This is a genomic window from Hydrogenophaga sp. (assembly GCF_965657535.1).
Lineage (GTDB): Bacteria > Pseudomonadota > Gammaproteobacteria > Burkholderiales > Burkholderiaceae_C > Hydrogenophaga.
This window is the reverse complement of record NZ_CBFHOP010000008.1, coordinates 57,768-81,630: the sequence shown is the minus strand read 5'-3', so window position 1 is coordinate 81,630 and position 23,863 is coordinate 57,768. Positions and strand designations below refer to the sequence as shown.

At 64.1% G+C, this 23,863-nt stretch carries 22 protein-coding genes; 9 read left to right on the top strand and 13 right to left on the bottom strand.

Features of this window, described 5'->3' with window-relative positions:
* Positions 1–4: 4 nt before the first annotated feature.
* The 3 genes from ACTG4K_RS14675 (at position 5) to ACTG4K_RS14665 (ending at position 3,166) form a co-directional block, all read left to right on the top strand.
* Complete coding sequence (locus tag ACTG4K_RS14675) at positions 5–958, top strand: histone deacetylase family protein (RefSeq protein WP_439114955.1); 954 nt, start codon at positions 5–7, stop codon at positions 956–958.
* The gene (locus ACTG4K_RS14670) at positions 951–1,736 is read left to right on the top strand and encodes an enoyl-CoA hydratase (RefSeq protein ID WP_439114954.1); all 786 of its coding nucleotides are present in this window, start codon (positions 951–953) and stop codon (positions 1,734–1,736) included. The genes ACTG4K_RS14675 and ACTG4K_RS14670 overlap by 8 nt, the downstream gene beginning before the upstream one ends.
* 137 nt (positions 1,737–1,873) lie before the next feature.
* The gene (locus ACTG4K_RS14665) at positions 1,874–3,166 is read left to right on the top strand and encodes a mechanosensitive ion channel family protein (RefSeq protein WP_439115112.1); all 1,293 of its coding nucleotides are present in this window, start codon (positions 1,874–1,876) and stop codon (positions 3,164–3,166) included.
* Here ACTG4K_RS14665 and ACTG4K_RS14660 read toward each other — a convergent pair.
* The 3 genes from ACTG4K_RS14660 to ACTG4K_RS14650 form a co-directional block, all read right to left on the bottom strand.
* The gene (locus tag ACTG4K_RS14660) at positions 3,143–4,438 is read right to left on the bottom strand and encodes a TRAP transporter large permease (RefSeq protein ID WP_439114953.1); all 1,296 of its coding nucleotides are present in this window, start codon (positions 4,436–4,438) and stop codon (positions 3,143–3,145) included. The genes ACTG4K_RS14665 and ACTG4K_RS14660 overlap by 24 nt on opposite strands.
* A complete protein-coding gene (locus tag ACTG4K_RS14655) occupies positions 4,435–4,944 on the bottom strand; it encodes a TRAP transporter small permease (RefSeq protein ID WP_439114952.1) in 510 nt (169 codons plus the stop codon). The genes ACTG4K_RS14660 and ACTG4K_RS14655 overlap by 4 nt, the downstream gene beginning before the upstream one ends.
* Before the next feature lie 107 nt (positions 4,945–5,051).
* On the bottom strand, positions 5,052–6,065 hold the full coding sequence (locus tag ACTG4K_RS14650) for a TRAP transporter substrate-binding protein (protein WP_439114951.1): 1,014 nt from the start codon (positions 6,063–6,065) through the stop codon (positions 5,052–5,054).
* Positions 6,066–6,422: 357 nt separating this feature from the next.
* Between ACTG4K_RS14650 and ACTG4K_RS14645 the strand changes: the two genes are divergently transcribed.
* The 4 genes from ACTG4K_RS14645 to ACTG4K_RS14630 all read left to right on the top strand — a co-directional run bounded on the left by ACTG4K_RS14645 (position 6,423) and on the right by ACTG4K_RS14630 (position 11,080).
* Entirely contained in the window at positions 6,423–7,172 is a 750-nt protein-coding gene (locus tag ACTG4K_RS14645) for an electron transfer flavoprotein subunit beta/FixA family protein (RefSeq protein ID WP_439114950.1), read from the top strand.
* An 11-nt stretch (positions 7,173–7,183) separates the two neighbouring features.
* Entirely contained in the window at positions 7,184–8,116 is a 933-nt protein-coding gene (locus ACTG4K_RS14640) for an electron transfer flavoprotein subunit alpha/FixB family protein (protein WP_439114949.1), read from the top strand.
* 84 nt (positions 8,117–8,200) lie between these two features.
* On the top strand, positions 8,201–9,991 hold the full coding sequence (locus tag ACTG4K_RS14635) for an acyl-CoA dehydrogenase (protein ID WP_439114948.1): 1,791 nt from the start codon (positions 8,201–8,203) through the stop codon (positions 9,989–9,991).
* A 108-nt stretch (positions 9,992–10,099) separates the two neighbouring features.
* Complete coding sequence (locus ACTG4K_RS14630; protein WP_439114947.1) at positions 10,100–11,080, top strand: NAD(P)H-dependent flavin oxidoreductase; 981 nt, start codon at positions 10,100–10,102, stop codon at positions 11,078–11,080.
* Positions 11,081–11,143: 63 nt separating this feature from the next.
* On the opposite strand, the gene ACTG4K_RS14625 is transcribed toward ACTG4K_RS14630, so the two are convergent.
* Entirely contained in the window at positions 11,144–13,441 is a 2,298-nt protein-coding gene (locus ACTG4K_RS14625; protein ID WP_439114946.1) for a penicillin-binding protein 1A, read from the bottom strand.
* A gap of 407 nt (positions 13,442–13,848) precedes the next feature.
* On the opposite strand from ACTG4K_RS14625, the gene ACTG4K_RS14620 reads away from it, so the two are divergent.
* Positions 13,849–14,070, top strand: a complete 222-nt coding sequence (locus tag ACTG4K_RS14620) for a hypothetical protein (protein WP_439114945.1) — start codon at positions 13,849–13,851, stop codon at positions 14,068–14,070.
* A 55-nt stretch (positions 14,071–14,125) separates the two neighbouring features.
* On the opposite strand, the gene ACTG4K_RS14615 is transcribed toward ACTG4K_RS14620, so the two are convergent.
* Together ACTG4K_RS14615 and ACTG4K_RS14610 are read right to left on the bottom strand one after the other, a co-directional pair.
* Positions 14,126–14,614: a hypothetical protein gene (locus ACTG4K_RS14615; RefSeq protein ID WP_439114944.1), complete on the bottom strand. Its 489-nt coding sequence runs from the start codon at positions 14,612–14,614 to the stop codon at positions 14,126–14,128.
* 11 nt (positions 14,615–14,625) lie between these two features.
* Positions 14,626–15,435: an SDR family NAD(P)-dependent oxidoreductase gene (locus ACTG4K_RS14610; protein ID WP_439114943.1), complete on the bottom strand. Its 810-nt coding sequence runs from the start codon at positions 15,433–15,435 to the stop codon at positions 14,626–14,628.
* A 191-nt stretch (positions 15,436–15,626) separates the two neighbouring features.
* Between ACTG4K_RS14610 and ACTG4K_RS14605 the strand changes: the two genes are divergently transcribed.
* Positions 15,627–16,088: a MerR family transcriptional regulator gene (locus ACTG4K_RS14605; RefSeq protein ID WP_439114942.1), complete on the top strand. Its 462-nt coding sequence runs from the start codon at positions 15,627–15,629 to the stop codon at positions 16,086–16,088.
* Positions 16,089–16,132: 44 nt separating this feature from the next.
* Here the strand turns inward: ACTG4K_RS14605 and xylB are convergent, their stop codons facing one another.
* The 7 genes from xylB to ACTG4K_RS14570 all read right to left on the bottom strand — a co-directional run bounded on the left by xylB (position 16,133) and on the right by ACTG4K_RS14570 (position 23,828).
* Positions 16,133–17,584 carry a xylulokinase gene (gene xylB, locus ACTG4K_RS14600; RefSeq protein WP_439114941.1) on the bottom strand — a complete coding sequence of 484 codons (1,452 nt, stop codon included), beginning with the start codon at positions 17,582–17,584 and terminating at the stop codon, positions 16,133–16,135.
* Between the two features lie 180 nt (positions 17,585–17,764).
* Positions 17,765–18,700 carry an AraC family transcriptional regulator gene (locus ACTG4K_RS14595; protein ID WP_439114940.1) on the bottom strand — a complete coding sequence of 312 codons (936 nt, stop codon included), beginning with the start codon at positions 18,698–18,700 and terminating at the stop codon, positions 17,765–17,767.
* A gap of 26 nt (positions 18,701–18,726) precedes the next feature.
* Positions 18,727–20,148, bottom strand: coding sequence for a D-arabinitol 4-dehydrogenase (gene dalD, locus ACTG4K_RS14590; protein WP_439114939.1), 1,422 nt, complete (start codon positions 20,146–20,148; stop codon positions 18,727–18,729).
* 25 nt (positions 20,149–20,173) lie between these two features.
* The gene (locus ACTG4K_RS14585) at positions 20,174–20,908 is read right to left on the bottom strand and encodes an SDR family oxidoreductase (RefSeq protein ID WP_439114938.1); all 735 of its coding nucleotides are present in this window, start codon (positions 20,906–20,908) and stop codon (positions 20,174–20,176) included.
* Positions 20,909–20,939: 31 nt separating this feature from the next.
* Entirely contained in the window at positions 20,940–21,983 is a 1,044-nt protein-coding gene (locus ACTG4K_RS14580) for an ABC transporter ATP-binding protein (RefSeq protein ID WP_439114937.1), read from the bottom strand.
* 143 nt (positions 21,984–22,126) lie between these two features.
* A complete protein-coding gene (locus ACTG4K_RS14575) occupies positions 22,127–22,957 on the bottom strand; it encodes a carbohydrate ABC transporter permease (RefSeq protein ID WP_439114936.1) in 831 nt (276 codons plus the stop codon).
* A 10-nt stretch (positions 22,958–22,967) separates the two neighbouring features.
* Positions 22,968–23,828, bottom strand: a complete 861-nt coding sequence (locus ACTG4K_RS14570) for a carbohydrate ABC transporter permease (protein WP_439114935.1) — start codon at positions 23,826–23,828, stop codon at positions 22,968–22,970.
* Between the last annotated feature and the right edge of the window lie 35 nt (positions 23,829–23,863).

Here is a 23,863-nt window from a genome sequence, read left to right as displayed (position 1 = left end):
CCAAATGAGCCAGGCCACCGGATATTTCACCCACAAGCATTGTTGGCGACATGAGATGGGCAACGGGCACCCTGAATGCCCGCAGCGGCTCGACGCGATTGAAGACCGCTTGCTCATCACCGGGCTCGACCAGGCGCTGGAGCGCCGCGAAGCCACCCCGGCTTCCATGACCGACATGGAGCTGGCCCACGGCCGCATGCACCTGGCTTCGTTGCGGGGCCTGAGCGACGGCCTGCGCGACGAGATCGCCGCCGGCGGCCCCAGCCATGCGCAGGTGGACCCCGACACGGCCATCAACATCCACAGCTGGGACGCGATTTTGATGGCCGCGGGCGCTGCCATTGACGCCACCGACGCCATCATGGCCGGTGAAATGGTGAACGCTTTTTGCGCCGTGCGCCCACCGGGCCACCACGCCACACGCAACCAGGCCATGGGCTTCTGTTTTGTGAACAACGTGGCGGTGGCCGCCAAGTACGCGCTGGAGCGCCACGGCTTGAAGCGCGTGGCGATCATCGACTTTGACGTGCACCACGGCAACGGCACCGAAGACATCGTGGCCGGCGACGAGCGCATTTTGATGTGCAGCTTCTACCAGCACCCGTATTACCCCGCCTGCGACCACGCCAGCGCGCCCAATCTGGTGAATCTGCCGGTGCCGGCCTACACCAAGGGCATGGAGATTCGTGAGTTGATCGACATGATGTGGATGCCCCGGCTGGACGCGCACAAGCCGCAAATGGTCTTCATCAGCGCCGGGTTCGACGCTCACCGAGAAGACGACATGGGCCAGCTGGGCCTGGTGGAGCAAGACTACATCTGGATCACCCAGCGCATCAAGGAAGTGGCGCAGCGCCACGCCCAGGGCCGGATCGTGAGCTGCCTGGAAGGCGGTTACGACCTGAGCTCGCTCGCCCGCAGTGTGGAGGCGCATATTCGCGTGTTGGCCGATGTCTGAGAAATTACCCCACGAACCGCTGCGCTCAGAGCGCGACGCGCGCGGCGTCTACACCCTCACGCTCAACACCCCGCGCAGCTTCAATGTGTTGTCCGAAGCCATGATGGCGGCGCTGCAACACGCGCTGGACGCGGTGGCCGCCGACCCGCAAGCCCGGGTGGTGGTGCTGGCCGCCGAGGGCCGCGCGTTTTGCGCTGGGCACGACCTCAAAGAAATGAAGGCCAAGCCCGATGTGGCTTATTACCAAACGCTGTTTGCCACCTGCTCCAGGCTGATGATGAGCATCCGCAAACTGGAGGTGCCGGTGATTGCACGCGTGCAGGGTCTGGCCACGGCGGCGGGTTGCCAGCTGGTGGCGCAGTGCGACCTGGCGGTGGCGGTGCAGGGTGCCACGTTTGGCGTCAACGGCATCGACGTGGGCCTGTTTTGTGCCACGCCCAGCGTGGCCTTGTCGCGCAACATGGGCCCAAAACAGGCGATGGAAATGCTGCTCACCGGCGACTTCATTTCAGCCGACCAAGCGCAGGCACGCGGCCTGGTGAACCGGGTGGTGGCCGCCGACGGACTGGATGCCGAAGTGGACCGGCTGGTGGGCCGCATCGTGGCCAAACCGCGCCTGGCCATTGCCATGGGCAAGACCCTGTTTTACCGCCAGCTGGAAACGGGCATGGAGTCGGCCTACCAGCTGGCCGGGCAAACCATGGCCTGCAACATGGCCCATGACGTGGCGCAGGAAGGTGTGCAGGCGTTCATTGAAAAACGCCCGCCCAACTGGTAGAGCCGCTAGGCCGCAGCATGGGTGTGCGGTCTGATTTCCGAGATTTGTTTGCTTTCATTGCGTGGTCTTCCATGACGCCTACCGTTTCCATTGCCGCATCCACGTCCAACACCACGGCCGCCAGCGAACTGGCGCCCATGGCAGACCTGGACGTCTGGTTGGCCGGCTTTCTGCAGCCCACCGTCTGGATAGAGCTCCTGGCGTTGGCGCTGTGCGTGTTCGTCGCCTGGGGCTTCACTGCCTTGCTGCGCCGTAGCCTGGGCATGCGGGACGAAAAACTGTCCGTCATGTTTGGCCGCCGCGTGGTGGACGGCGTGATGTTTCCCTTGCTGTTGCTGGCACTGGCCTACCTCGCCCGTGCTGCGCTGGTGAAATTTGTGTCGCTGGCGGTGTTCAAGGTGGTCATTCCGGTGTTTGTTTCGCTGGTGGTGATTCGTGTGGGCGTCAAGGTGCTGCAAGTGGCTTTTGCCAGTGCGCCCTGGGTGCGGGTGCTGGAGCGCACCATTTCGTGGGTGGCCTGGCTGGCCATGGTGTTGTGGGTCAGTGGTTTGCTGCCGGTGGTGTTGCATGAGCTGGACCAGATCACCTGGAAGGTGGGGGCCTCCACCATCAGCGTGCGCACCCTGATTGAAGGGGCGCTGACGGCCGGTGCCGTGCTCATTCTGGCCTTGTGGGTGTCGGCCGCCATTGAAACCCGGCTGTTGAAATCGGCCGTGGGGGGCGAGTTGTCGCTGCGCAAAGCGGTGAGCAACGCCACGCGGGCGCTGCTTATGTTTGTGGGCCTGATCATGGCGCTCTCTGCCGTGGGCATCGACCTGACCGCGCTGTCGGTGCTCGGTGGTGCGATCGGCGTTGGCATTGGCTTTGGCCTGCAAAAGCTGGCCGCCAATTACGTGAGCGGTTTTGTGATTTTGGCCGAGCGCAGCATGCGCATTGGCGACAACGTGCGGGTGGACAACTTCGAGGGCCGCATCACCGACATCAACGCCCGCTACACCGTGATTCGCTCGCCCACCGGGCGCGAGTCCATCGTACCGAATGAGATTCTGATCACCAGCCGGGTGGAAAACCTCTCGCTGGCCGACGCCAAAGTCTGGCAGTCCACCGTGGTGGGTGTGGCTTACGAGAGCGATGTGGACCTGGTGCGCCGGCTTCTGGTTGACGCAGCGCTGGCACAGCAGCGTGTACTTAAAGACCCGGCCCCCAGCGCCGCGCTTTCGGCCTTCGGCGCCGATGGACTGGAGTTCACGCTGGGCTACTGGATCGCTGATCCGGAAAACGGGCAGCTCAACCTGCGCTCAGACATCAACATGGCTATCTTGAGCGCCTTGCGCGCGCACGGCATTGAGATTCCGTACCCCCAACGCGTGCTGCACATGAAGCACGCGCCCGGGGCGCTGCCGCCATCAGCGGGTCATGAAGCTGGGTAACCACAAGGCGATGGCTGGCACGGCAATCAAAATGCCAAGCCGCACGATGTCGGCCAACACAAACGGCCAGACCCCCTTGTAAATGGTGCCCAGCTTGACGTTGGGCAGCAGCGAGTTGAGCACAAACAGGTTCAACCCCACGGGCGGCGAAATCATGCCGATTTCCACAATCGTCACGATCAGGATGCCGAACCAGATCGGGTCGAAACCCAGGCCGGTGATGACCGGGAAAAACACCGGAATGGTCAGCAGCACAATGGCCAGCTCTTCCATCACCATGCCCAGCGCGAGGTAGATGCCCATCATCATCACCACTACCATGAGGGGGTTGGGGCTGAACTGCAGCACGAAGTCGCGCAGGTCGCCTGGCATGGTGGTGAAGTTGATGAAGTTGGTGAAGATCATTGCGCCGATCAGGATCGTGAACAGCATCGCCGTGGTGCGGGTGCTCTCGATCAAAATGTCCAGCAGTACCCGTGGCGTGAGTGCGCGGCGCGCCAGCGCAAAGAAAAAAGCCCCAGCCGCGCCCACACCGGCGCCCTCAGTGGCGGTGAACACGCCGCCGTAAATACCGCCAATGACCAGCGCAAACAGCACCGCCACGCCCCAGATACCGCGAATGGCACCCAAACGCTGCGCCCAGGTGAAGCGCTTGGCCGGTGGGCCGGCTTCGGGGTCGCGCCAGGTGACAAACACCACCGCCATACACAGGCAGGCAATGGCCACGATGCCCGGGAGAATGCCGGCCACAAAGAGCTGGCCAATGTCGGTCTCGGTGATGATCCCGTAGATGACCAAGATGGTGGAGGGCGGGATCAGAATGCCCAGCGTGCCGCCGGCGGCGATGGAGCCGGTGGCCAGCGTGTCTTTGTAGCCGTGCGCCTTCATTTCCGGGTAAGCCACGCGCGACATCGTGGCGGCCGTGGCAATGGACGAGCCGCAGATGGAACCAAAGCCACCCGACGCGATGATGCTGGCCATGGCCAACCCGCCGCGGCGGTGCCCCACAAAAGCATTGGCGGCGGTGAACAGCTCTTTGGCCATGCCGGCGCGCGCCACAAAGTTGCCCATCAGCACAAACAGGGGAATGACCGACAACACGTAGTGAAAACCGGTTTCAAAAATGACCTGGCTGGTGCTGGCGTAGGCGGGCATCCAGCCGCGCATGAGGCCCAGGCCCACCACGCCGGCAATGGTCATGGCCACGGCCAGCGGCACCCGCAGAAACGCGAGGATGAAAACGGCCAGAAAGCCCAGGGTGGCTTCGATCATGAGGAGGCTCCTGCGCCTTGGGTGTCGCCGTGCAACACAGGCGCCGGCGGAACAAAAACAAACAACACATGCACCAGCGCGGTCAGCAGCAGCAGAGCCGCCATGAGCCAGGCCACGGGCGCAATGGCCAGTTGCAGGTGAACGGTGGTGTCACCGTATTCGGCAAACCGTTCAGCCCGCATGACCATGAGCCGTGCGAGGAAACCAAACACGCCCGCACACACCAGGTGCACCAGGCGCGCCTGGAAGCCTTTGAGCCAGTCGGGGATGAAGGCGTCCAGCGAGTCGAACACCACGTGTTCGCTGCGCCACGAAACCAGTGGCATGGCGCCAAAGATCACGATCACCATGAGCATTTCGGTCAGCTCCAGGCCGCCCGGCACCGAATGGCTGAAGAATTTTCGGCCGGTCACGTCCACCAGCGTGAGCCACATGATGGAAAACAAAGCCATGGCTGCCATCAGACCGGTGGACCAGGTCAGCAGCTTTTCGAGGTTCTTGAACATGGTCTGGGTATCAGGACATCAAAAAAAGGCCGGTTGGGCAGTAACGCTGGTCACTGCCCCTCCGGCCCGACGGGCTGAGCGCGGTGTATGAAAACCGAGCCGCCGCCTTACTTTACCTTGGCGATTTCAGCACGGAACTCGGCCAGCACTTTCTTGGGGTCTTTCAGGCCCTTGACTTGTGCGCTTGCAGCCCACTTGGTTTCCAGGTAGTCCTGCTTGTCGGCCACAGCCTTCACAAAGGCGGGGTTCGCCATGATGCGCGTCACGCCCTGCGTTTTTTGCAGTTCGCGGCTGGCGGCGTCTACCTTGTCCCAGCCTTCGCCAAACATGCGAGCGGCCACTTCACCCGAAAGCTTGTCCACCACGGCTTTGTCTTGTGGGGCCAGGGCGTTGTATTTGCCGGGGTTCATCATGAAGACGAAGCTGGTGTTGTAGAGGCCACCCGGAAAGGTGGTGGCGTGCTTGACCATGCTGAGCTTGAACGAGGCCACCGACTCGTCGGGGAAGAAAGTGCCGTCCATCACGCCGGTGGACATCAGTTCGAAGGACTCAGGCGCAGCCTTGAGCGTGGTGTTCCAGCCCATGGCTTTGGACAGCTCGTTGATGTTGCCGCCACCAATGCGGAACTTGAGCGAGGCCGCGTCAGCGGCCGAAGCCACCGGTTTCTTGCTGTTGAAAATGATGCCAGGGCCGTGGGTGAACACACCCAGCACCTTCACGCCGCGGTGCTCGCCCAGCGGGGCGAAGTATTTGCTGTAGATGCGCTGATAAGCCACTGAGGTCGGCACGGCGCTGTCGCCCAGAAAGGGAAATTCGGCTACCTGCGTGTTGATGAAGCGCCCGGGGGTGTAGCCGTCCACCGTGTAGGAAATGTCGGCCAGGCCGTCGCGCACCGCGTCAAAGGTGCCAGGTGCTGCCACCACGCCTTTGGGCAAGATGTTGCACTTCATGCGGCCAGTGCTTTCTTTTTCCAGCATGTCGCACCAGTTTTTCTGCACCGTGCTCAGCGTGTGGGTGGGTGGCAACCAGCTTGACACCGTGAACACGGTCTGGGCGGACACAAGGCCGCTGGACAGCACGGTGGTAGACAGGGCAGCAGCGAAGACGTGACGAAGTTTCATGCGGTATCTCCTGGCGGTATGAATATGGTTACTGAATATAAATAAAAAGCCCTTTTTGACTATAGGCGAATAGTCGTTGCGAGCGTCTCCAGACTTACCCGAATTAGCCGACCGATGGGTTGGTTAATGGTCGCTCGAATGACAGTGTTCGGCGGCTCGGGGTTTTTGCCTTGGTGCGCGTGAGGCGTTCACCTATAATCTTTAAAAAGCACGGTCGTTCGTTTTTGTTGGGTTCGGGTGAAATCCCGGCGAATGGCCGCTAAAACGGCGGTTCGCAAAAGGCCCGGCTTACAATGCGTTAGTTGACGTATACGTCAATTGAGATCACCCACTCACAACCATCAGGAGCATCCCAGCATGAAGATTCTCGTCCCCGTCAAACGCGTGGTGGACTACAACGTCAAGGTGCGCGTCAAGAGCGACGGCAGCGGTGTGGACATTGCCAACGTCAAGATGAGCATGAACCCGTTTGACGAGATTGCGGTGGAAGAAGCCGTGCGCCTGAAGGAAAAGGGCGTGGCGACCGAAGTCATTGCGGTGTCTTGTGGCGTGACCCAGTGCCAGGAAACCCTGCGCACCGCCATGGCCATTGGCGCAGACCGCGCCATCCTGGTGGAAACCGCCGAAGAACTGCAGCCTCTGGCCGTGGCCAAACTGCTCAAGGCCCTGATGGACAAAGAGCAGCCCGGCCTGGTGATTCTGGGCAAGCAAGCCATCGACGACGACTGCAACCAGACCGGCCAGATGCTGGCTGCGCTGGCTGATTTGCCCCAAGGCACCTTTGCGTCCAAAGTTGAAGTGGTGGATGGCAAGGTCAACGTGACCCGCGAAGTCGACGGTGGCCTGGAAACGCTGGCGCTGAGCCTGCCCGCCATCGTCACCACCGACCTGCGCCTGAACGAGCCGCGCTACGTGACGCTGCCCAACATCATGAAGGCCAAGAAAAAGCAGATGGACATCGTCAAGCCCGAAGACCTGGGTGTGGACGTGAGCCCGCGCATCAAGACGCTGACGGTGAGTGAGCCGCCCAAGCGCGGCGCGGGTATCAAGGTGGCCGACGTGGCCGCCCTGGTGGACAAGCTCAAGAATGAAGCCAAAGTGATCTGAGGAAGCACCCCATGACCGCACTCGTTATTGCCGAACACGACAACGCCGCCATCAAGGGCGCCACCCTCAACACCGTGACCGCCGCCGCAGCCTGTGGTGGGGACGTGCATGTGCTCATCGCCGGGCACAACGCCGCCGGTGCCGCCGCCGCTGCGGCGCAGATTGCTGGCGTGTCCAAAATCATCCACGCCGACGCTGAGTACCTGGCCCACGGCCTGGCAGAAAACATGGCCGCCCAGGTGCTGGCCATCGCCTCGAACTACAGCCACATCCTGTTCCCGGCCACCGCCAGCGGCAAGAACATCGCCCCGCGCGTGGCCGCCAAGCTCGACGTGGGCCAGATCAGCGACATCACCAAGGTGATGGCTGCCGATACGTTCGAGCGCCCGATTTACGCCGGCAACGCCATGGCCACGGTGCAGAGCCTGGACGCTACCAAAGTCATCACCGTGCGCACCACGGGCTTTGACCCGGCCGCCGCCACCGGTGGCGCGGCCACCGTAGAAACCGCAGCGGCACAAGCCGACAGCGGCAAGAGCACCTTCCTGGGCAGCGAAATCGCCAAGAGCGACCGCCCCGAGCTGACCGCCGCCAAGATCATCGTCAGCGGTGGCCGGGCGCTGGGCAGCGCCGAAAAGTTCAACGAAGTGATGACGCCGCTGGCCGACAAGCTCGGCGCCGCACTGGGCGCCAGCCGCGCTGCGGTGGACGCGGGCTACGCGCCGAACGACTGGCAAGTGGGCCAGACCGGCAAGATCGTGGCGCCACAGCTCTACATTGCCGCCGGCATCTCGGGCGCCATTCAGCACCTGGCTGGCATGAAGGATTCCAAGGTGATCGTGGCGATCAACAAGGACCCTGAGGCCCCGATCTTCTCGGTGGCCGACTACGGGCTGGAGGCCGATTTGTTCACAGCTGTGCCTGAGTTGATTGCAAAACTTTAAGCCGCTGCCAACCCTGTCAGGGCATCGTTCGCGATGCCCTTGTTGTATCTGCTGACATTTGACATTTCCAAAGAGACACACCCCATGAGCTACACCGCACCCCTCAAAGACATGTTGTTCAACATGGAGCACATCGCCGGCATTGCGGCGGTGTCACAAATGCCCGGGTTTGAAGACGCGGGTCTGGAAACCGCGCAGGCGGTGCTGGAGGAGTGTGCCAAGCTCAACGAGGGCGTGATTGCGCCGCTGAACTGGGAAGGCGACAAGAATCCGTCGTTCTTTAAGGACGGGGCGGTGACCACCACGCCCGGTTTCAAGGAAGCCTTCAAGCAGTACGCCGAAGGCGGCTGGCAGGGTTTGCAGCACCCCACCGACTTCGGTGGCCAGGGCCTGCCCAAGACCATCGGCGCGGCCTGCGGTGAAATTTTGAACAGCGCCAACATGAGCTTTGCGCTGTGCCCTCTGCTTACCGACGGCGCCATTGAAGCGCTGATCACCGCCGGCAGCGACGAGCTCAAAGCCATCTACCTGGAAAAGCTGGTGAGCGGCGAATGGACCGGCACCATGAACCTGACCGAGCCGCAGGCTGGCTCCGACCTGGCCGCCGTGCGCAGCCGCGCCGAGCCGCAGCCCGACGGCACCTACAAGGTGTTCGGCACCAAGATCTACATCACCTATGGTGAGCACGACATGGCCGAGAACATCGTCCACCTCGTGCTCGCCCGCGTGACCGGCGCGCCCGAAGGCGTGAAGGGCATCAGCCTGTTTGTGGTGCCGAAGTTCATGGTCAACGCCGATGGCTCGCTGGGTGCGCGCAACGACGTGCACTGCGTGAGCATCGAACACAAGATGGGCATCAAGGCCTCGCCCACCGCCGTGCTGCAGTACGGCGACCACGGCGGCGCGGTGGGTTACCTGGTGGGCCAGGAAAACCGCGGCCTGGAGTACATGTTCATCATGATGAACGCCGCACGCTACGCGGTGGGTGTGCAGGGCATTGCCATTGCCGAGCGCGCTTACCAAAAGGCCGTGGGCTACGCGAAAGACCGCGTGCAGAGCCGCCCGGTGGACGGCTCGCTGAGCGCGGCTGCGCCCATCATTCACCACCCCGACGTGAAGCGCATGCTGCTGACCATGCGCGCCAGCACCGAAGGCTGCCGCGCCATGGCCGCTGTGGCCGCTGCGGCCTACGACGCTGCCCACCACCACCCCGACGCCGACACCCGCAAGCAAAACGCGGCCTTCTACGAATTCCTGGTGCCGCTGGTCAAGGGCTACAGCACCGAGATGAGTCTGGAGATCACCAGCCTGGGTGTGCAGGTGCACGGCGGCATGGGCTTCATTGAAGAAACCGGCGCGGCGCAGTACTACCGCGACGCCAAGATTCTCACCATCTACGAAGGCACCACGGCCATTCAGGCCAACGACCTGGTGGGCCGCAAGACCGCGCGCGATGGCGGCACCGGCGCCAAGGCGATCGCTGCGCAGATCGAGAAAACCGAAAGCGAGCTGGCCCAGCGCGGTAGCCCCAATGCCCAGGCCGTACTCAAGCGCCTGAAAGCGGCGCGCGAAGCGTTTGTGGACGTGGTCGAGTTCATTGCGGCCAACACCCGCAGCAACCCCAACGCCGCGTTTGCCGGCAGCGTGCCTTACTTGATGCTGGCCGGCAACCTCATGGCAGGCTGGCAACTGGCGCGCTCGCTGATGGTGGCCGAAGACCAACTGGCCGCCGGCACCGACGCGGTGTTCATGCAGGCCAAGATCACCACCGCGCGTTTCTACGCCGATCACATTCTGAGCCGCGCCCCTGGCGTGCGCGACAGCATTGTGGAGGGCGCTGACGCTGTGACCGCGATGGCGGTGGACGCCTTCTGAAGCACTGTTGAGCCCCGGGTCTGTCGCACCAGCTACAGACCGCCGCGCGGGCCTGACCCAGAATGCACCCGCGCCTTCAAGCCTACACAAAACCACAACGGAGACCCCATGACGACCCGCCAACGCTACCTGCCCCCGGTGCTGCAGAAGATCCGGTTTCCGGTGATCGGCTCGCCGCTGTTCATCATCAGCAACCCCAAGCTCGTCATTGCCCAGTGCAAGGCGGGCGTGGTGGGCTCCATGCCCGCGCTCAATGCGCGCCCTGCCTCGCAGCTCGACGAGTGGCTGGCCGAAATCACCGAAGCCCTGGCCGCGCACGACGCTGCCAACCCGGACAACCTGGCGGCGCCCTTTGCCATCAACCAGATCGTGCACAAGAGCAACGACCGCCTGGAGCAGGACATGGCGCTGTGCGCCAAATACAAGGTGCCGATCATCATCACCAGCCTGGGCGCGCGCGAGGACGTGAACCAGGGCGTGCACAGCTGGGGCGGCGTGGTGCTGCACGACGTGATCAACAACGTGTTTGCCCACAAGGCGATTGACAAAGGCGCCGACGGCCTCATTCCCGTGGCGGCCGGTGCTGGTGGTCACGCCAGCGTGAAGAGCCCGTTTGCGATGGTGCAGGAAATCCGCGAGTGGTTTGATGGTCCGGTGGCCCTGTCGGGCTCCATCGCCTCGGGCGGTGCCGTGCTGGCGGCGCAGGCCATGGGCGCCGACTTCGCCTACATCGGTTCTGCCTTCATTGCCACCGACGAAGCGCGCGCGGTGGACGGTTACAAGCAGATGATCACCCAGAGCAATTCGGACGACATCGTTTACAGCAACTTCTACACCGGCATTCACGGCAATTACCTCAAGGGCAGCATCCAGAATGCCGGCATGGACCCGGACCACCTGCCCGAGAGCGACCCGAGCAAGATGAACTTTTCCACCGGCGAGGGTGCCAACGCCGCCAAGGCCTGGAAAGACATCTGGGGTTGTGGCCAGGGCATTGGCGCCATCCGCGAAGTGGTGCCCGCTGCCGACCTGGTGGCGCGTTTCAAGCGCGAATACGCTGAGGCCAAAGCGCGTATTTGTGGCAGCTGAAACCCAAGCTGCACATAAAAACCGACCCAAGGGTCGGTTTTTTTACGCTGGTCGTTTCCAGGTTCAGGGTTTGAACAGTTCTTGCAGCGCGTCCAGCAGCGTGGGCGGGCCGGCGTATTGCGTGCCGCCTGCGTCTGAAATGCTGCTGACCCAGCCGCCGCCGTCCACCCATTCGCTGTAGAGCCATTCGCCGTTCACCCGGCTCAGGCCGGCTGGGGGTTGCGGCGGCTGCGCTACAGGCACGCCTTTCAGGGCCGCCGCCATGAAATCGATCCAGATGGGCAGCGCCAGAGCGCCGCCAGACGCACCGCCACCGAGGCTGCGCGGCTTGTCGTAACCCATCCACACGGCGGTGGCCAGGCTGGGGTGGTAGCCGGTGAACCAGGCGTCCACCGCGTCGTTGGTGGTGCCGGTCTTGCCGTAAATGTCGGTTCGATTGAGCAAGGCTTGCGCCCTGGCGGCCGTGCCCGTGCGGGTCACGTCGTTCAGCAGGCTGCTCATCACGTAAGCGTTGCGTTCGGGCAGGGCGCGGTTGTCTTCCGTCAGGGCGGCAGGGGGTGGTGCTTCAAACAGCACCTTGCCTTGTGCGTCGGTGATCTTTTCAATGATCACGGGCGCCACGCGCCAGCCGCCGTTGGCCAGCGTGGCATAAGCGCCGGCCATTTGCAGCGGCGTCACCAGGCCAGTGCCCAGCGCCAGCGTGAGGTTGTCGGGGTGGCGCTGGGCATCCATGCCAAAGCGGGTGCTCCATTCGCGCGCGCGCTGGGTGCCCACGTGCTGCAGCACCCGTACGCTGGCGAGGTTGCTGGATTGGGTGAGCGCCGTACGCAGCGTGATGGGGCCGCTGTATGCGCCGTTGCCGTTGCCGGGGCTCCAGCCGTTGGGCGCCGTGAAGGGCAGGTCGTCCACCAGTGTGGCCGGCATCACGCGAGCTTCCAGCGCGGCCGAATACAAGAGCGGCTTGAAGGCCGAGCCGGGTTGGCGCCAGCTTTGCGTGACGTGGTTGAACGGCTGGCGCGTGAAGTCAAAGCCCCCCACCAGCGCGCGTACCCGGCCACTTTGCGTGTCCAGCGCCACCAGCGCGGCTTCGGCCTCGGGCCACTGGGCCATGGCCCAGGTTTCACTGGTTTTGGCATGGCCTTTGCTGAGCACCCGAACCACCGCGCCCCGGGTGAGTTTCAGCGCGGGCTTGGCCTTGGCGCTCAGCCCGGGCTGTACCCAGCGCAGGCCTTCGCCTTTCACGCTCACACGTTCGCCGCTGGCGAGTTGCACGCGCAGTTCCTTGGGTGATGCTGAAAGCACCACCGCCACGCGCAGGGTCTCGTCGTCGCGGTGGTCTTTCAGGGCCAGCGCCGCAGCACTTTCCAACTCTGGGCCGTTGCTGGCAGGCAGGGCCTCAAAGCCTTCCGGGCCGCGCCAGGCGCCCCGGCGGTCAAAGGCCAGCACACCGCTTTGCACCGCATCAAACGCGGCGCGTTGCTCGGCCGCGCGCAGCGAGGTGGTGACCCGCAGGCCCGTGGTGTAGGCGCCGGCGCCGAAGCGGTCGACCACGGTACGCCGCGCCATTTCGGCCACGTGTTCAGCGTTCACGCTGCGCTGGCCGGGCGGGCGAATGCTCAACTTTTCGGCGCGTGCGACCGCCAGTTGCTGCTCGGTGATGGCACCGGTGGCGCGCATGCGCTCCAGCACCACCCGCTGGCGCTGCACCGCGCGGTCAAAGTTGGCCACCGGGTTGGCGTAATACGGGTTTTGCGGCAGGCCAGCGAGCATGGCGGCTTCCGCCAGCGTGAGTTGGTCCATGGGCTTGCCGAAATAGGTGCGCGCTGCGGCGGCAAACCCGTAGGCGCGCTGGCCCAGAAAGATCTCGTTGAGGTAGATCTCCAGAATGCGGTCTTTGGACAAGGCTTCTTCCACCTTGAAGGCCAGCAAAATTTCTTTGGCTTTGCGCTCCACCGTCAGCTCCCGCGTGAGCAGCATGGTGCGCACCAGCTGCTGCGTGATGGTGCTGGCGCCCTGCTTGCGTCCGCCGGTCAACATGGCGAACGCGGCGCGTGCCATGCCCTTGGGGTCCACACCCGAGTGCTCACGAAAGCGCGCATCTTCCACCGACAGCACCGCGTCTTGCAGCAGCTTGGGGGTGCGGGCCAGTGGCACATAGTCGCGCCGCTCGGCGCCAAACTGTGCAATCTCCACGCCGTCGGCGGTGAACACCTGCAGCGGCAGTTTGGGTTGGTAGTTGACGATGCGGTCGATCGGCGGCAGCTCAAACGTAGCGGCGGCCGCAGGGCGCGCGCCGAGCCACAAGGCGGCGGGTGCCAAGACCAGGGCCATAACCGCAGGGCGAAGGGATATCAGGGGCATGGAGCCGAATTATCCGGGGCGCGTGTGAACCGGGGGTGAAGTGGGGCGCAAAGGCTGTAACGGCATGTCAGAGGCGGAGCGTTTGGCGGGTGTGTGTACCCACCACCCCAAGGCCCGCGCGAGCAGCAGCCGGGTACGCGCCGGTGCACAGGGCTGCGGTTGGCAGGGGCATGGGCGCTTTGTGGGCCGCCGTGTCGGGCTTGGGTGCAACGGGGTGCCAGCTTGCTGGCTGCGCCGGGCCCGAAGCTGGGCCTGTCGCATTCCTTCAAATGGGCCCCGGTGTTTGGGACCCTGCCGCGACAGGAACGCAAATGCATTAACCTGACACCGTTGTTCGGTTTCATGGGAATGGTTCCCAGCGACACCGAGCACGTGGCCGCATGTGCCAAGACCCACCCGATCACGCGATGAAAACCATTGACGAAATGCTCAACCTGGCGTTGCTCACCCCCGAGCAGCACCACCAAATCAGCACCTGGATTGCGCAAGCCAATTCGCCCGACGAGATTTTGAAGATGCCGCCAGCGCTGTGGAAGGCCGTCGAGCGGGCCAGCGCGATCATGGGCATAGACGAAGACCTGGTGCGCCCGCCGGCCCTGGACGCGGACGACATGGCACACCACGGTTGAGCCAGCCCGGTTGGTGGGATCAAAAGGCCACGGCCTGGGCACAGCCCGCAGCGCTTCAGCGGGGCATTGAATGGAGCGCAGACAAGTAGTCAGAACCCCGGGCCTCGGCAAAGATGTCCAGTGTCAGCGTCAAGGCGGCCTGCAAGACCAGGCCCACGCCGATACCTGCAGCCAGGTCGTGGCGCTGCAGAAAAGCAATCAGCCCCACCCCGACGATCAGCAACAGCATTTCGACCGCCTTGTAGATCGAAAAGTTGTTCATGACCGTCTGCATGCGGGTGGTTTCTTCGGCTTTCAGCGCCACCGGGTTCGCCTGCAGCTGAGCGCTCAAGGTGGACAATTGGGTGTCGGTGCGGAGGTAGACCGAGCCACCCACCACCATCTGCATCAGCGCAATGACCACCAGCGGGTAGGCCATGGACTTCAGGCGATGACCGTTCAGCCAGAGCCACACACCGATGCCGATGGCCACCAGGCCAACGGCCAGAAAAATCAAGCTCTCCTGTTTTTCTGCACTGAAGTAGCTGCTCATGTGGTTGATCATGGTGCGGGCCATCAGGCGATGGGTCGGGTCAAGGCTTTGACCACCTTGGTGGCCAGGTTGCGGGGTGTGAATCGCATGCTTTGCGCCATGACCGCATTCATGAAGCCCGGGATGTAAACCCGCTGCCCACGTTGCATGGCGCGGTAACCCAATGCGGCCACTTCTTCAGAAGTGGGCAGTTTTTTGCCCTTCACCAACGCCGAGTTGCCCAGGTCGGCCTTGTCCTGAAAGCCCGATGCCGTGGGGCCGGGGCACAGCGCCGTCACGGTCACGCCGGTGTCTTCCAGCTCGGACGCAATGGCCTGCGAGAAGCTCAGCACAAACGACTTGGTGGCGTAGTAGACCGCCATGTAGGGGCCTGGTTGAAAAGCCGCCGTCGATGCCGTGTTCAAAATCTTGCCGCGTGTGGCCAGCAGGTCGGGCAAAAAGAGCTTGGTCAGCACCACCACCGTATGCATGTTGAGCTGCATCATGGCCAGTTCCTGCGGCAGTGCCGAGTCTTTGAACTCGCCAAAGGCGCCGAAGCCCGCGTTGTTGACGAGGGCGCTCAGGACAATGCCGTGCGCTTGTATGTCGGCGTGCAGCTGGGCTGCACCACCGTGGGTTTCAAGGTCTGCACCAATGACCGTGACGCCCACCTTGAACTGCTTTTTCAATTCATCGGCCAGGGTCTGCATTTTGGCCACGCTGCGAGCGGCCAGCACCAGCTGGTAGCCATCTCGCGCGAAGTGATGGGCCAGCGCCTGGCCAATGCCGGATGAGGCGCCCGTGATGAGCGCTGTTTTGTGGGGTGTTGGGTGGGGTCTTGGGTGGGTTGGCAAAGCGATGCTCCAAAGTGCTTGTGGCGATAGAGGCATTAAAAACCCGGCACCTTGGTGCCAGGTCAAGGGGCTTTTTTTGAAACCACGCGATTGAAATGCCTTGACCTGGTACCTGGGTACCGGGTTTAGCATGAGCAAAAGCGTTTTGATGCCTTTGAAGACCCACCCTGGCCACCTGACACCACCCCACCATGAACACCGTCATCACCGCTCAGGCTTTCCAGGCTTTGCAGACCACCAGCGCTTTGTGCAAAGCGGCCAGCGTGACGCGCGGGCAGTTGCGCTTGTACGAGGAAGCGGGGTTGATCGCGCCACAGAGCCGCACTGAGGCCGGTTACCGCCAATACGGCGGCGACACGCTGGACCGGCTCAAGGCCATCATGCATTTGAAGGAACTCGGCTTTACGCTGGCCGAGATCGCGCTGCTGCTTGCCGAGCGCGACCACGGCGAACTCGATGAACGCGCCGTTCAGCAACTCGCCGGTGACGTCCTGTCAAAAATCGACAAACGCATCGCTGGGCTGCAAGTCATTCGCGGCTATGTCGCACCAGTTGCTGTGGGCGACATGGGCGTTTTGCAGGACGAAGACTGCCACTTTGTTGTTGAATTCATGACCGCTTTGTCGGCTGCTAAAACCAGGCGCCGCGCCTGAACCTGCGCGCCCAGCGCCCAGCAGTGAACCGACCGTGGTGGGTCTCAAGCCAGTGCCGCATACAACGCCACGAAGCGCGCATGCCGCTCGCGCAGCCATCTGGCGCGCGTCGCATCGGGCGTGAAGCTCTGCAGCACGGGCGGGGTGGTGCATACCGCGTCCAGCGCGCCACCGGTGGCGAGCCAGGCCAGGCGGGCTGCGCCCATGGCGCCGCCGCTTTCCGAGTCCTGGTGCACGGTGAGCGTGAGGCCAAAGGTGTCGGCCAGCTGCTGGGCCCACCAGGCGCTGCGCGAGCCGCCGCCCACCAGCGAGAGTGTGTGAAGCGGTGGCTCGGTGGGCGGGATGGTGCGCAGGCCGTCGAGCAGGCCGAAGCCCACGCCTTCGGCCACAGCGTAGGCCAGGTGCGCGCGGCCGTGCTGGGCGCGCAGGCCGGTCCAGGCGCCGCTGGCGAGCGGGTTGTTGTGGGGTGAACGTTCGCCGCTCAGGTAGGGCAGGAAGACCGGGGCGGTTTGCTGCTCGCCGGGGCTGAGGGTGCCGGCGGCGCCCAGCAGGGTGGCTTCGTTGTCAAAGCCGAGCATCTGGGTGGCCCAGGTCACGGCGCTGGCGGCGCTCAGCATCACGCTCATCACATGCCAGCGGCCGGGCAGGGCGTGGCAAAAGGCGTGCAATGCCTGGGCTGGGTTGGGCGCGAAGGCCGCGCCGCTGACGAAGACCACGCCCGAGGTGCCGAGCGACACAAACCCCTCGCCCGGGCGCACCAGGCCCATGCCGACAGCGCTGGCGGCGTTGTCGCCCGCGCCACCGGCCATCGGTACGTGCGCTGGCAGGCCCCAGCGCTGGCACAGCTCGGGCTTGACGAAGGCTGAGACCGCGCTGCCGTCCACCAGGCGCGGCATGTGCGCGCGGCTGAGGCCGGTGGCTTGCAGCACCGTGTCGGACCAGTCACGCCGGCCCACGTCAAGCCACAGGGTGCCGGCGGCGTCGGACATGTCACTCACCGCTTCGCCGGTGAGTTTCAGGCGCAGCCAGTCTTTGGGCAGCAGCACGCGCCGGGTTTTGGCAAACACGGCGGGTTCGTGTTCGCGCACCCACTGCAGCTTGGGCGCGGTGAAGCCGGGCATGGCCAGGTTGCCGGTGATGGCTGCCAGATCGGGCACGTCGCGGGTGAGCTGTTCACATTGCGCACCGCTGCGGCCGTCGTTCCAGAGGATGGCCGGGCGCAACACGGCATCGCAGGCGTCGAGCAGGGTGGCGCCGTGCATCTGGCCCGACAGGCCGATGCCCTGGAGCTTTGCAAGCGCTTGGGGGTGTTCGCGCTGCAACTGGCCCATGACGGTTTCGAGCGCCTGCCACCAGGCCGCCGGGTCCTGTTCGGACCAGAGGGGCTGCGGGCGCTGCACGGTGAGCGGCGCGCGGGCGGTGGCGATGACCTGGTGCTGGTCGGAGAGCAGCAAGGCTTTGAGTTCGGAGGTGCCGAGGTCGAGACCGAGGTACATGTTTTGTGTTGGATGGAGAGGACGATCTGGCGCGTCGGGTCGCCCCAGGCCAGATCAGCCCCTGCAGGGGCTTGCCCGCAGCGCGAGGTCCAACCCAGGGCACCGTCGGGCCGACTTTGCCGGACGGCCAGTGCCGCCCCCCTGGGGGGGTGACGCGAAGCGGCGCGGGGGGTGCTTCACCTAGGCGGCACCGCGAAAGCGTGTGAAGGACTGCTTGCGGAACTCCGTCGGCGTCATGCCCCGGATTTCCAGAAAGCGGCGGTTGAAGTTGGCCACGTTGTTGAAGCCCACGTCAAAGCAGATGTTGGTCACTTGCTGGTCGGTGTCCATCAACAACTGGCAGGCGCGGCTGATGCGCACGCGGTTGACGAAGTCGGTGAAGGTGTTGCCGGTGGCCTTGCGAAAGAAGCGGCTGAACTTGCTCTCGCTCATGTCCAGTTCGGCGGCCAGTGCAGCAGCCGAGTGTTCATCGGCCAGGTGCTCGGTGATGCGGCTGACCAGGGCGTTGATCTGGTCGAGCGAGGCGTCGTCGTCGGTGCTTTGCAGCTGCACGCTGGAGAGCAGGCGGTAGTCGGTGCAGGCGGCCAGGTCGCTCAGAAAATCGCAAAACGCGGTGAAGCGCTTGAGGCCTCGGGTGCCTTTCACCTTGCGCCAGTGTGCTTCGGCAGACTCGGACATGCCGAAAAACTCAATGCCGTGTTTGGCGCGCTCCAGCAGTGGCAGCACCTCGGCCAGCTCGGGGATGTTTTCGCTCGCGCGCACCAGCGGCTCGTGCGAAAACTGGATCACCAGGTCGCGCTGGGCCACGCCGCCCTCGGGCATGTCCAGGCTGACCCAGTTGTGCGGCAGGCGCGGGCCGGTGAGCACCAGCTGCCCGGCCTGGAAAGGCCCGATCCAGTCGCCCACAAACAGCTTGCCGCTGGTGCTGGTGATCAGGTGCAGCTCGTATTCGTCGTGGTAGTGCCAGCGCGCCAGCGGCGTGGGGAAACCGTGCGCCAGGCAGCGCACAAAGCCCACGTCGGTGGACGACTCGTAGCCCAGGTTGGGCGAGCGGGCCAGCTCCAGCTCCAGTTCGGGCTTGATCTGGCGCGGGACGGTGCGGCTGCGAACGGTCATTGGAGTTCCAGGTCTGGCCGCCCCGATCAGGCAGCGGCGGTTGCGCTCACGCCGGTGTGCGCAGTCACGAAGCGGCCCACGCGCTCGCGGGCGCGCCGCACAGCGTCGACCAGCCGGGCGTCGCCGGCCAGCTCGCCCCACAGCGTGGCGTCGGCACAAAAGGCGGCCACGGGGTCGGGCGCTTCGCAGATGGCTTGAGCAACTTCTGGTTTCATGGCCTGGTCCTGGTAGGTGTACGCAATGTCGCCCGCGTGCCAGCGCTGCAAGTAAGCCAGGAACAGCGCCGGCAGCATGGCCACGCTGTCTACCGTTTCGCCGCGCGCCAGCCGCTCGCGCAGGGTGGGCGCGATGAAGCCCGGGATTTTGCTGAAGCCGTCCATGGCCACGCGCTGGTTGGTGTCGGCAAGGGCCGGGTTGCTGAATCGGTCGAGCACCACATCGCGGTATTGGGGCAGGTTGATGGGGCAGGGTTTTTCGGGTGTATGCAGCACGGGGATCACGTCGTCGGTCACGTAATCGTAGGCGAACCGGCGGATCACCGCGTGTTGTGTGCCCTCGTGGATGTAGTGGTAGCCCACCAGCGTGCCGGCCCAGGCGATGCAGCTGTGCGTGGCGTTGAGCAGGCGGATCTTGGCTTCTTCAAAGGCGTCAACCGAGTCCACCATGTCCACGCCGACCTTTTCCCACTCGGGGCGCCCGGCAATGAAGTTGTCTTCAATCACCCACTGGATGAAGCTTTCCCCCATGAGGGCCGCCGGGTCGTCCACGCCGGTGGCCGCTTTCACGCGCTCGGCCACCTCGGGCGTGGGGCGCGGGGTGATGCGGTCCACCATGCCGTTGGGGCTGCTGGTGTGGGAATCGACCCATGCCATGAGCGGTCCGTCGCCCAGCGCGTCAATGAACTGCAGCAGGCCGCTGCGTGAGCGCTCGCCGTTGTGGCGCAGGTTGTCGCAGTTCATCAGCGTGACCGGGCCGGCGCTGGCCGCCATGCGCGCGCGCAGCAGCGTGACGAGGCTGCCGTAAAGGGTGTGACCGGCCTGGCCGGCTTTCACCGCTGCCAGATCGGCGCGCAGGTCGGGGAAGCTGGCCCAGTCCAGCTGGTTGGCTGCGTCCAGGTAATAGCCGGCCTCGGTGACGGTGAAGCTGATGATGCGCGTGGCCGGGTCGGCCGCCACCGCCACCAGGGGTGCCAGGTCGGGCTGGTACGGCAGCACGCGGTCAATGGATGTGATGCGCGTGTAGCTGCGCTCGCCTTGCGGTGTGACCGTTTCCAGCGTGTAGGCACCACCTTGCGCTTGCAGGGTGGCGATGGTGTCCAGCATGTCGGGCCGCAGGTTGCCCGCAGCGATGCTCCAGCCGGTGTCACCGAGTTGGCGCAGCTGGTGGACATAAACCGCCTGGTGTGCGCGGTGGAACGAGCCCAGGCCCAGGTGCAGGATGGTGTTCATGGTTCGTGTGGCAGGTGGAAAAGGTTCAGAGGTCGAAGTTCGTCGGCATCATGACCACGTCGCGGATCGTCATGCCGCGCGGGCGCGTGAGCATGAACAGCACGACGTCGGCCACCTCCGCCGCATCCAGCAGGCTGGCGCTGGCCTTGGCCTGGGCCAGCTTGTCGGCCGGCCAGTCGGCGAGCAGCGAGGTGATGACTGGGCCCGGCGAAATGGCGCCGACGCGGATGCCGTGCTTGAACACCTGGCGGCGCACGGTCTGCACAAAGCAGTCGATGGCCCATTTGCTTGATGCGTAAACCGGCTCCCAGGGCGTCGGAAAGTGCGCGGCCAGCGAGCTGGTGACGATGATGTCGCCGCTGCCGCGCGCGATCATGTGCGGCAGCACGCCGCGCACGTTTTTCATCACCACGTTGATGTTCAGCTGGAGCATGCGGTCGATGGCATCGTCGGTGGCGTCCACCAGGTCACCGCCCACGTACAGGCCGGCGTTGGCGTGAAAAACGTCGAGCCGCCCGGCCAGCGCCAAAATGCGCTCGGGCAGGGCTGCGCACTGTGCGGTGTCCAGCAGGTCCAGCGTCAGCGGCAGGGCGGCGGCGCCCAGTGTGTTGCAGGCTTCGGCCAGGGCTTGGGTGTCGCGGTCGATCAGCACGACCTGCGCACCGGCTTCCACCAGCGCCTGGGCGCTGGCAAAACCGATGCCCGATGCGGCGCCTGTCACGGCGGCTACCTGGCCGTTCAAGGGGTGTGGAGCGCTCATGTGCTTGGTAGGGTGTGTGAACGGGGCGTTTTCACGCGGCTTTGCGGCGCACCACATGGCCGGTGGCGTCAAACCAGTGGGCGTGGTCGGTGGCCACGTCCAGCGTGACCGGATTGCCGGCCACCAGGGGCGTGCGCTCGCTCAGGCGGGCCACCAGCTGAGCGCCTTCGGCCGTGCTCACATACACCAGCGTTTCGGCGCCCAGGGCTTCCACCAGGTCCACCTGGCCCCGAATGGCGCCTTGCCCGCTGGGGTGCAGCACCACGTTTTCGGGGCGCAAACCCATGGAGCCGCCCGCAGTGCCTGCCGGGGCCAGTTGCTGCACGGCTGCGGGCAATTGCGCCAGTGGCACCACGTTCATTTGGGGTGTGCCAATGAACTGGGCCACGAACTGGTTGGCCGGGTGGTCGTACAACGCCAGCGGCGTGCCCACTTGCTCAATCAAGCCGTCGCGCAGCACCACCACGCGGTCGGCCAGCGTCATGGCTTCCACCTGGTCGTGCGTCACATAAATGGTGGTGGCGCCCAGGTCGCGGTGCAGCTTGGCAATTTCTACACGGGTCTGGCCGCGCAGCGCCGCGTCCAGGTTGGAGAGCGGTTCATCAAACAGAAACACCTTGGGCGCACGCACGATGGCGCGGCCAATGGCCACCCGCTGGCGCTGGCCGCCCGAGAGGTCTTTGGGCGTGCGCTGCAGGTAGGGCGTCAGGTTAAGAATCTTCGCGGCCCGTTCCACCTTGTCTTTGATGACCGCCGGGTCTTCCTTGGCCAGCTTGAGCGCGAAGCTCATGTTTTCATACACGCTCATGTGCGGGTACAGCGCGTAGCTCTGGAACACCATGGCCAGGTCGCGCTTGCTTGAAGGCAGGTGCGTGATGTCGCGGCCCTCCAGGCTGAGCGTGCCGCCGTCGATGTGCTCCAGCCCGGCAATGAGCCGCAGCAGGGTGGACTTGCCGCAGCCCGATGGGCCCACAAAAACGATGAACTCGCCGGGCTGGATGTCCAGGTCGATACCTTTGATGGCGCGGTGGTCACCGAAGAATTTTTCGATGCCTTTGAGTTGCAGGTAGGCCACTGGAATGACTCCTCAGATGTTCGATGCTGCAGGAGCGCTGCGAGCGAAGGGGTGTTGGTCAGAGCGACCGCGGAACCGGCTTTGCCGGGCCGCCAGTCGCGCCCCCTGGAGGGGGTCGCGCGCTGTGCGGCGGGGGTGTGCCGTCATTTGACGGCGCCGAAAGTCAAACCTTGCACGAGCTGTTTCTGGCTGAACCAGCCAAAGATCACGATGGGCGCAATGGCCATCAGCGAGGCGGCGGAGAGCTTGGCCCAGAACAGACCTTCGGGGCTGGAGTAGCTGGCAATCAGCGTGGCCAGCGTGCCGCCCTTGGCAGCGGTCAGGTTCAGGCTCCAGAAGGCTTCGTTCCAGCTCAGCACCAGGCACAGCAAGCCGGTGGACGCAAACCCGCCCATGGCCAGCGGCAGCAGCACCAGGCGCGCCTCTTGCCAGAGCGTGGCGCCGTCCATGCGCGCGGCTTCCAGAATTTCGTGGGGAATGTCCTTGAAGTGCGAATACAGCATCCAGACCATGATGGGCAGGTTGGAGAGCGTGAACACGATGATCAGCGCGAGCTGGGTGTCCAGCAGGTGGCTTTTCTGCGCCAGCACGTAGATGGGCACCAGCGCACCCACGGCGGGCATCATCTTGGTGGAGAGCATCCACATCAAAATGTCTTTGGTGTATTTGCCCTTGATGAAGGCCATGGCGTAAGCCGCCGGGGCCGCGATCAGCAGGCCGATGAGCGTGGACAGCACGCTGGTGATGACCGAGTTTTTGGCGTACAGCAAGTAATCGCTTCGCTCTTGCACTTCGTGAAAGTTTTCCAGCGTGGGTGCAAAGATCAGCTCGGGCGGTACCGCAATCGCTTGCAGCTCGGTTTTGAACGCGGTCAGCAGCAGCCAGCCCAGCGGAAAGAACAGCAGCAGTGCCACGCCCCAGGCGCCCAGGGTGCGCACGGCGTAGGCCGGTGTGTAGGTGGATTGACGTGCCATGGTGGTGTGCTCACTTGTCCAGGTTTTTGCCGACCATGCGGATCATGAAAATGGCGGCGATGTTGGCCAGCACGACCGCAAACAGCGCACCCGCCGATGCCACGCCGGCATCAAAATTGAGCAGGGCTTGCTTGAAGATGAGGAAGGCCACGTTGGTGCTGGCGTCGCCCGGGCCACCACCGGTGGTGGTGTAGATTTCGGCGAACACGCTGAGCAAGAAGATGAGTTCGATCATCACCACCACGGCCACCGAGCGGCCCAGGTGGGGGATGTAGAGGTAGCGCAGCTGCTGCAGGTAAGTCGCCCCGTCCATGCGCGAGGCCTCAAGCTGCTCGCGGTTCATGCTTTGCAGCGCGGTCATGAAGATCAGCGTGGCAAAGGGCAGCCATTGCCACGACACCATGATGATGATGGAGAACAGCGGGTGGTCGGTGAGCCAGTCCACGGGCTCCATGCCAAAGAAAATCCACACTTGGGCCAGCACGCCGTAGATCGGGTTCATCATCATGTTCTTCCACATCAGGGCATTGACGGTGGGCATGACGAAGAAGGGCGAAATCAGCAAGACGCGAACGAGGCCACGGCCAGCGAAGGGCTCGTTGATCAGCAGTGCCAGCGCAATGCCCAGCACCACAGTGATCAGAATGACGCTGCCCAGCAGGAGCACCGTATTGAGCACCGCCGCGCCAAAGGACGGGTCGGTGACGAAATATTCGAAATTTTCCAGACCGACGAAGCCGGTCTGCTCGGGGGCGAGCAGGTTGAAGCGGATGACCGAAAAGTAAATCGTCATCACCAGCGGCACGATCATCCAAAGGAGGAGCGTGGCCACCGCGGGGGTGAGCAGCAGGCGGGGGAGAAGGCGGTTCATGGCGTGCCTCGGGGGCTTGAGGGGCAACTCCCTCT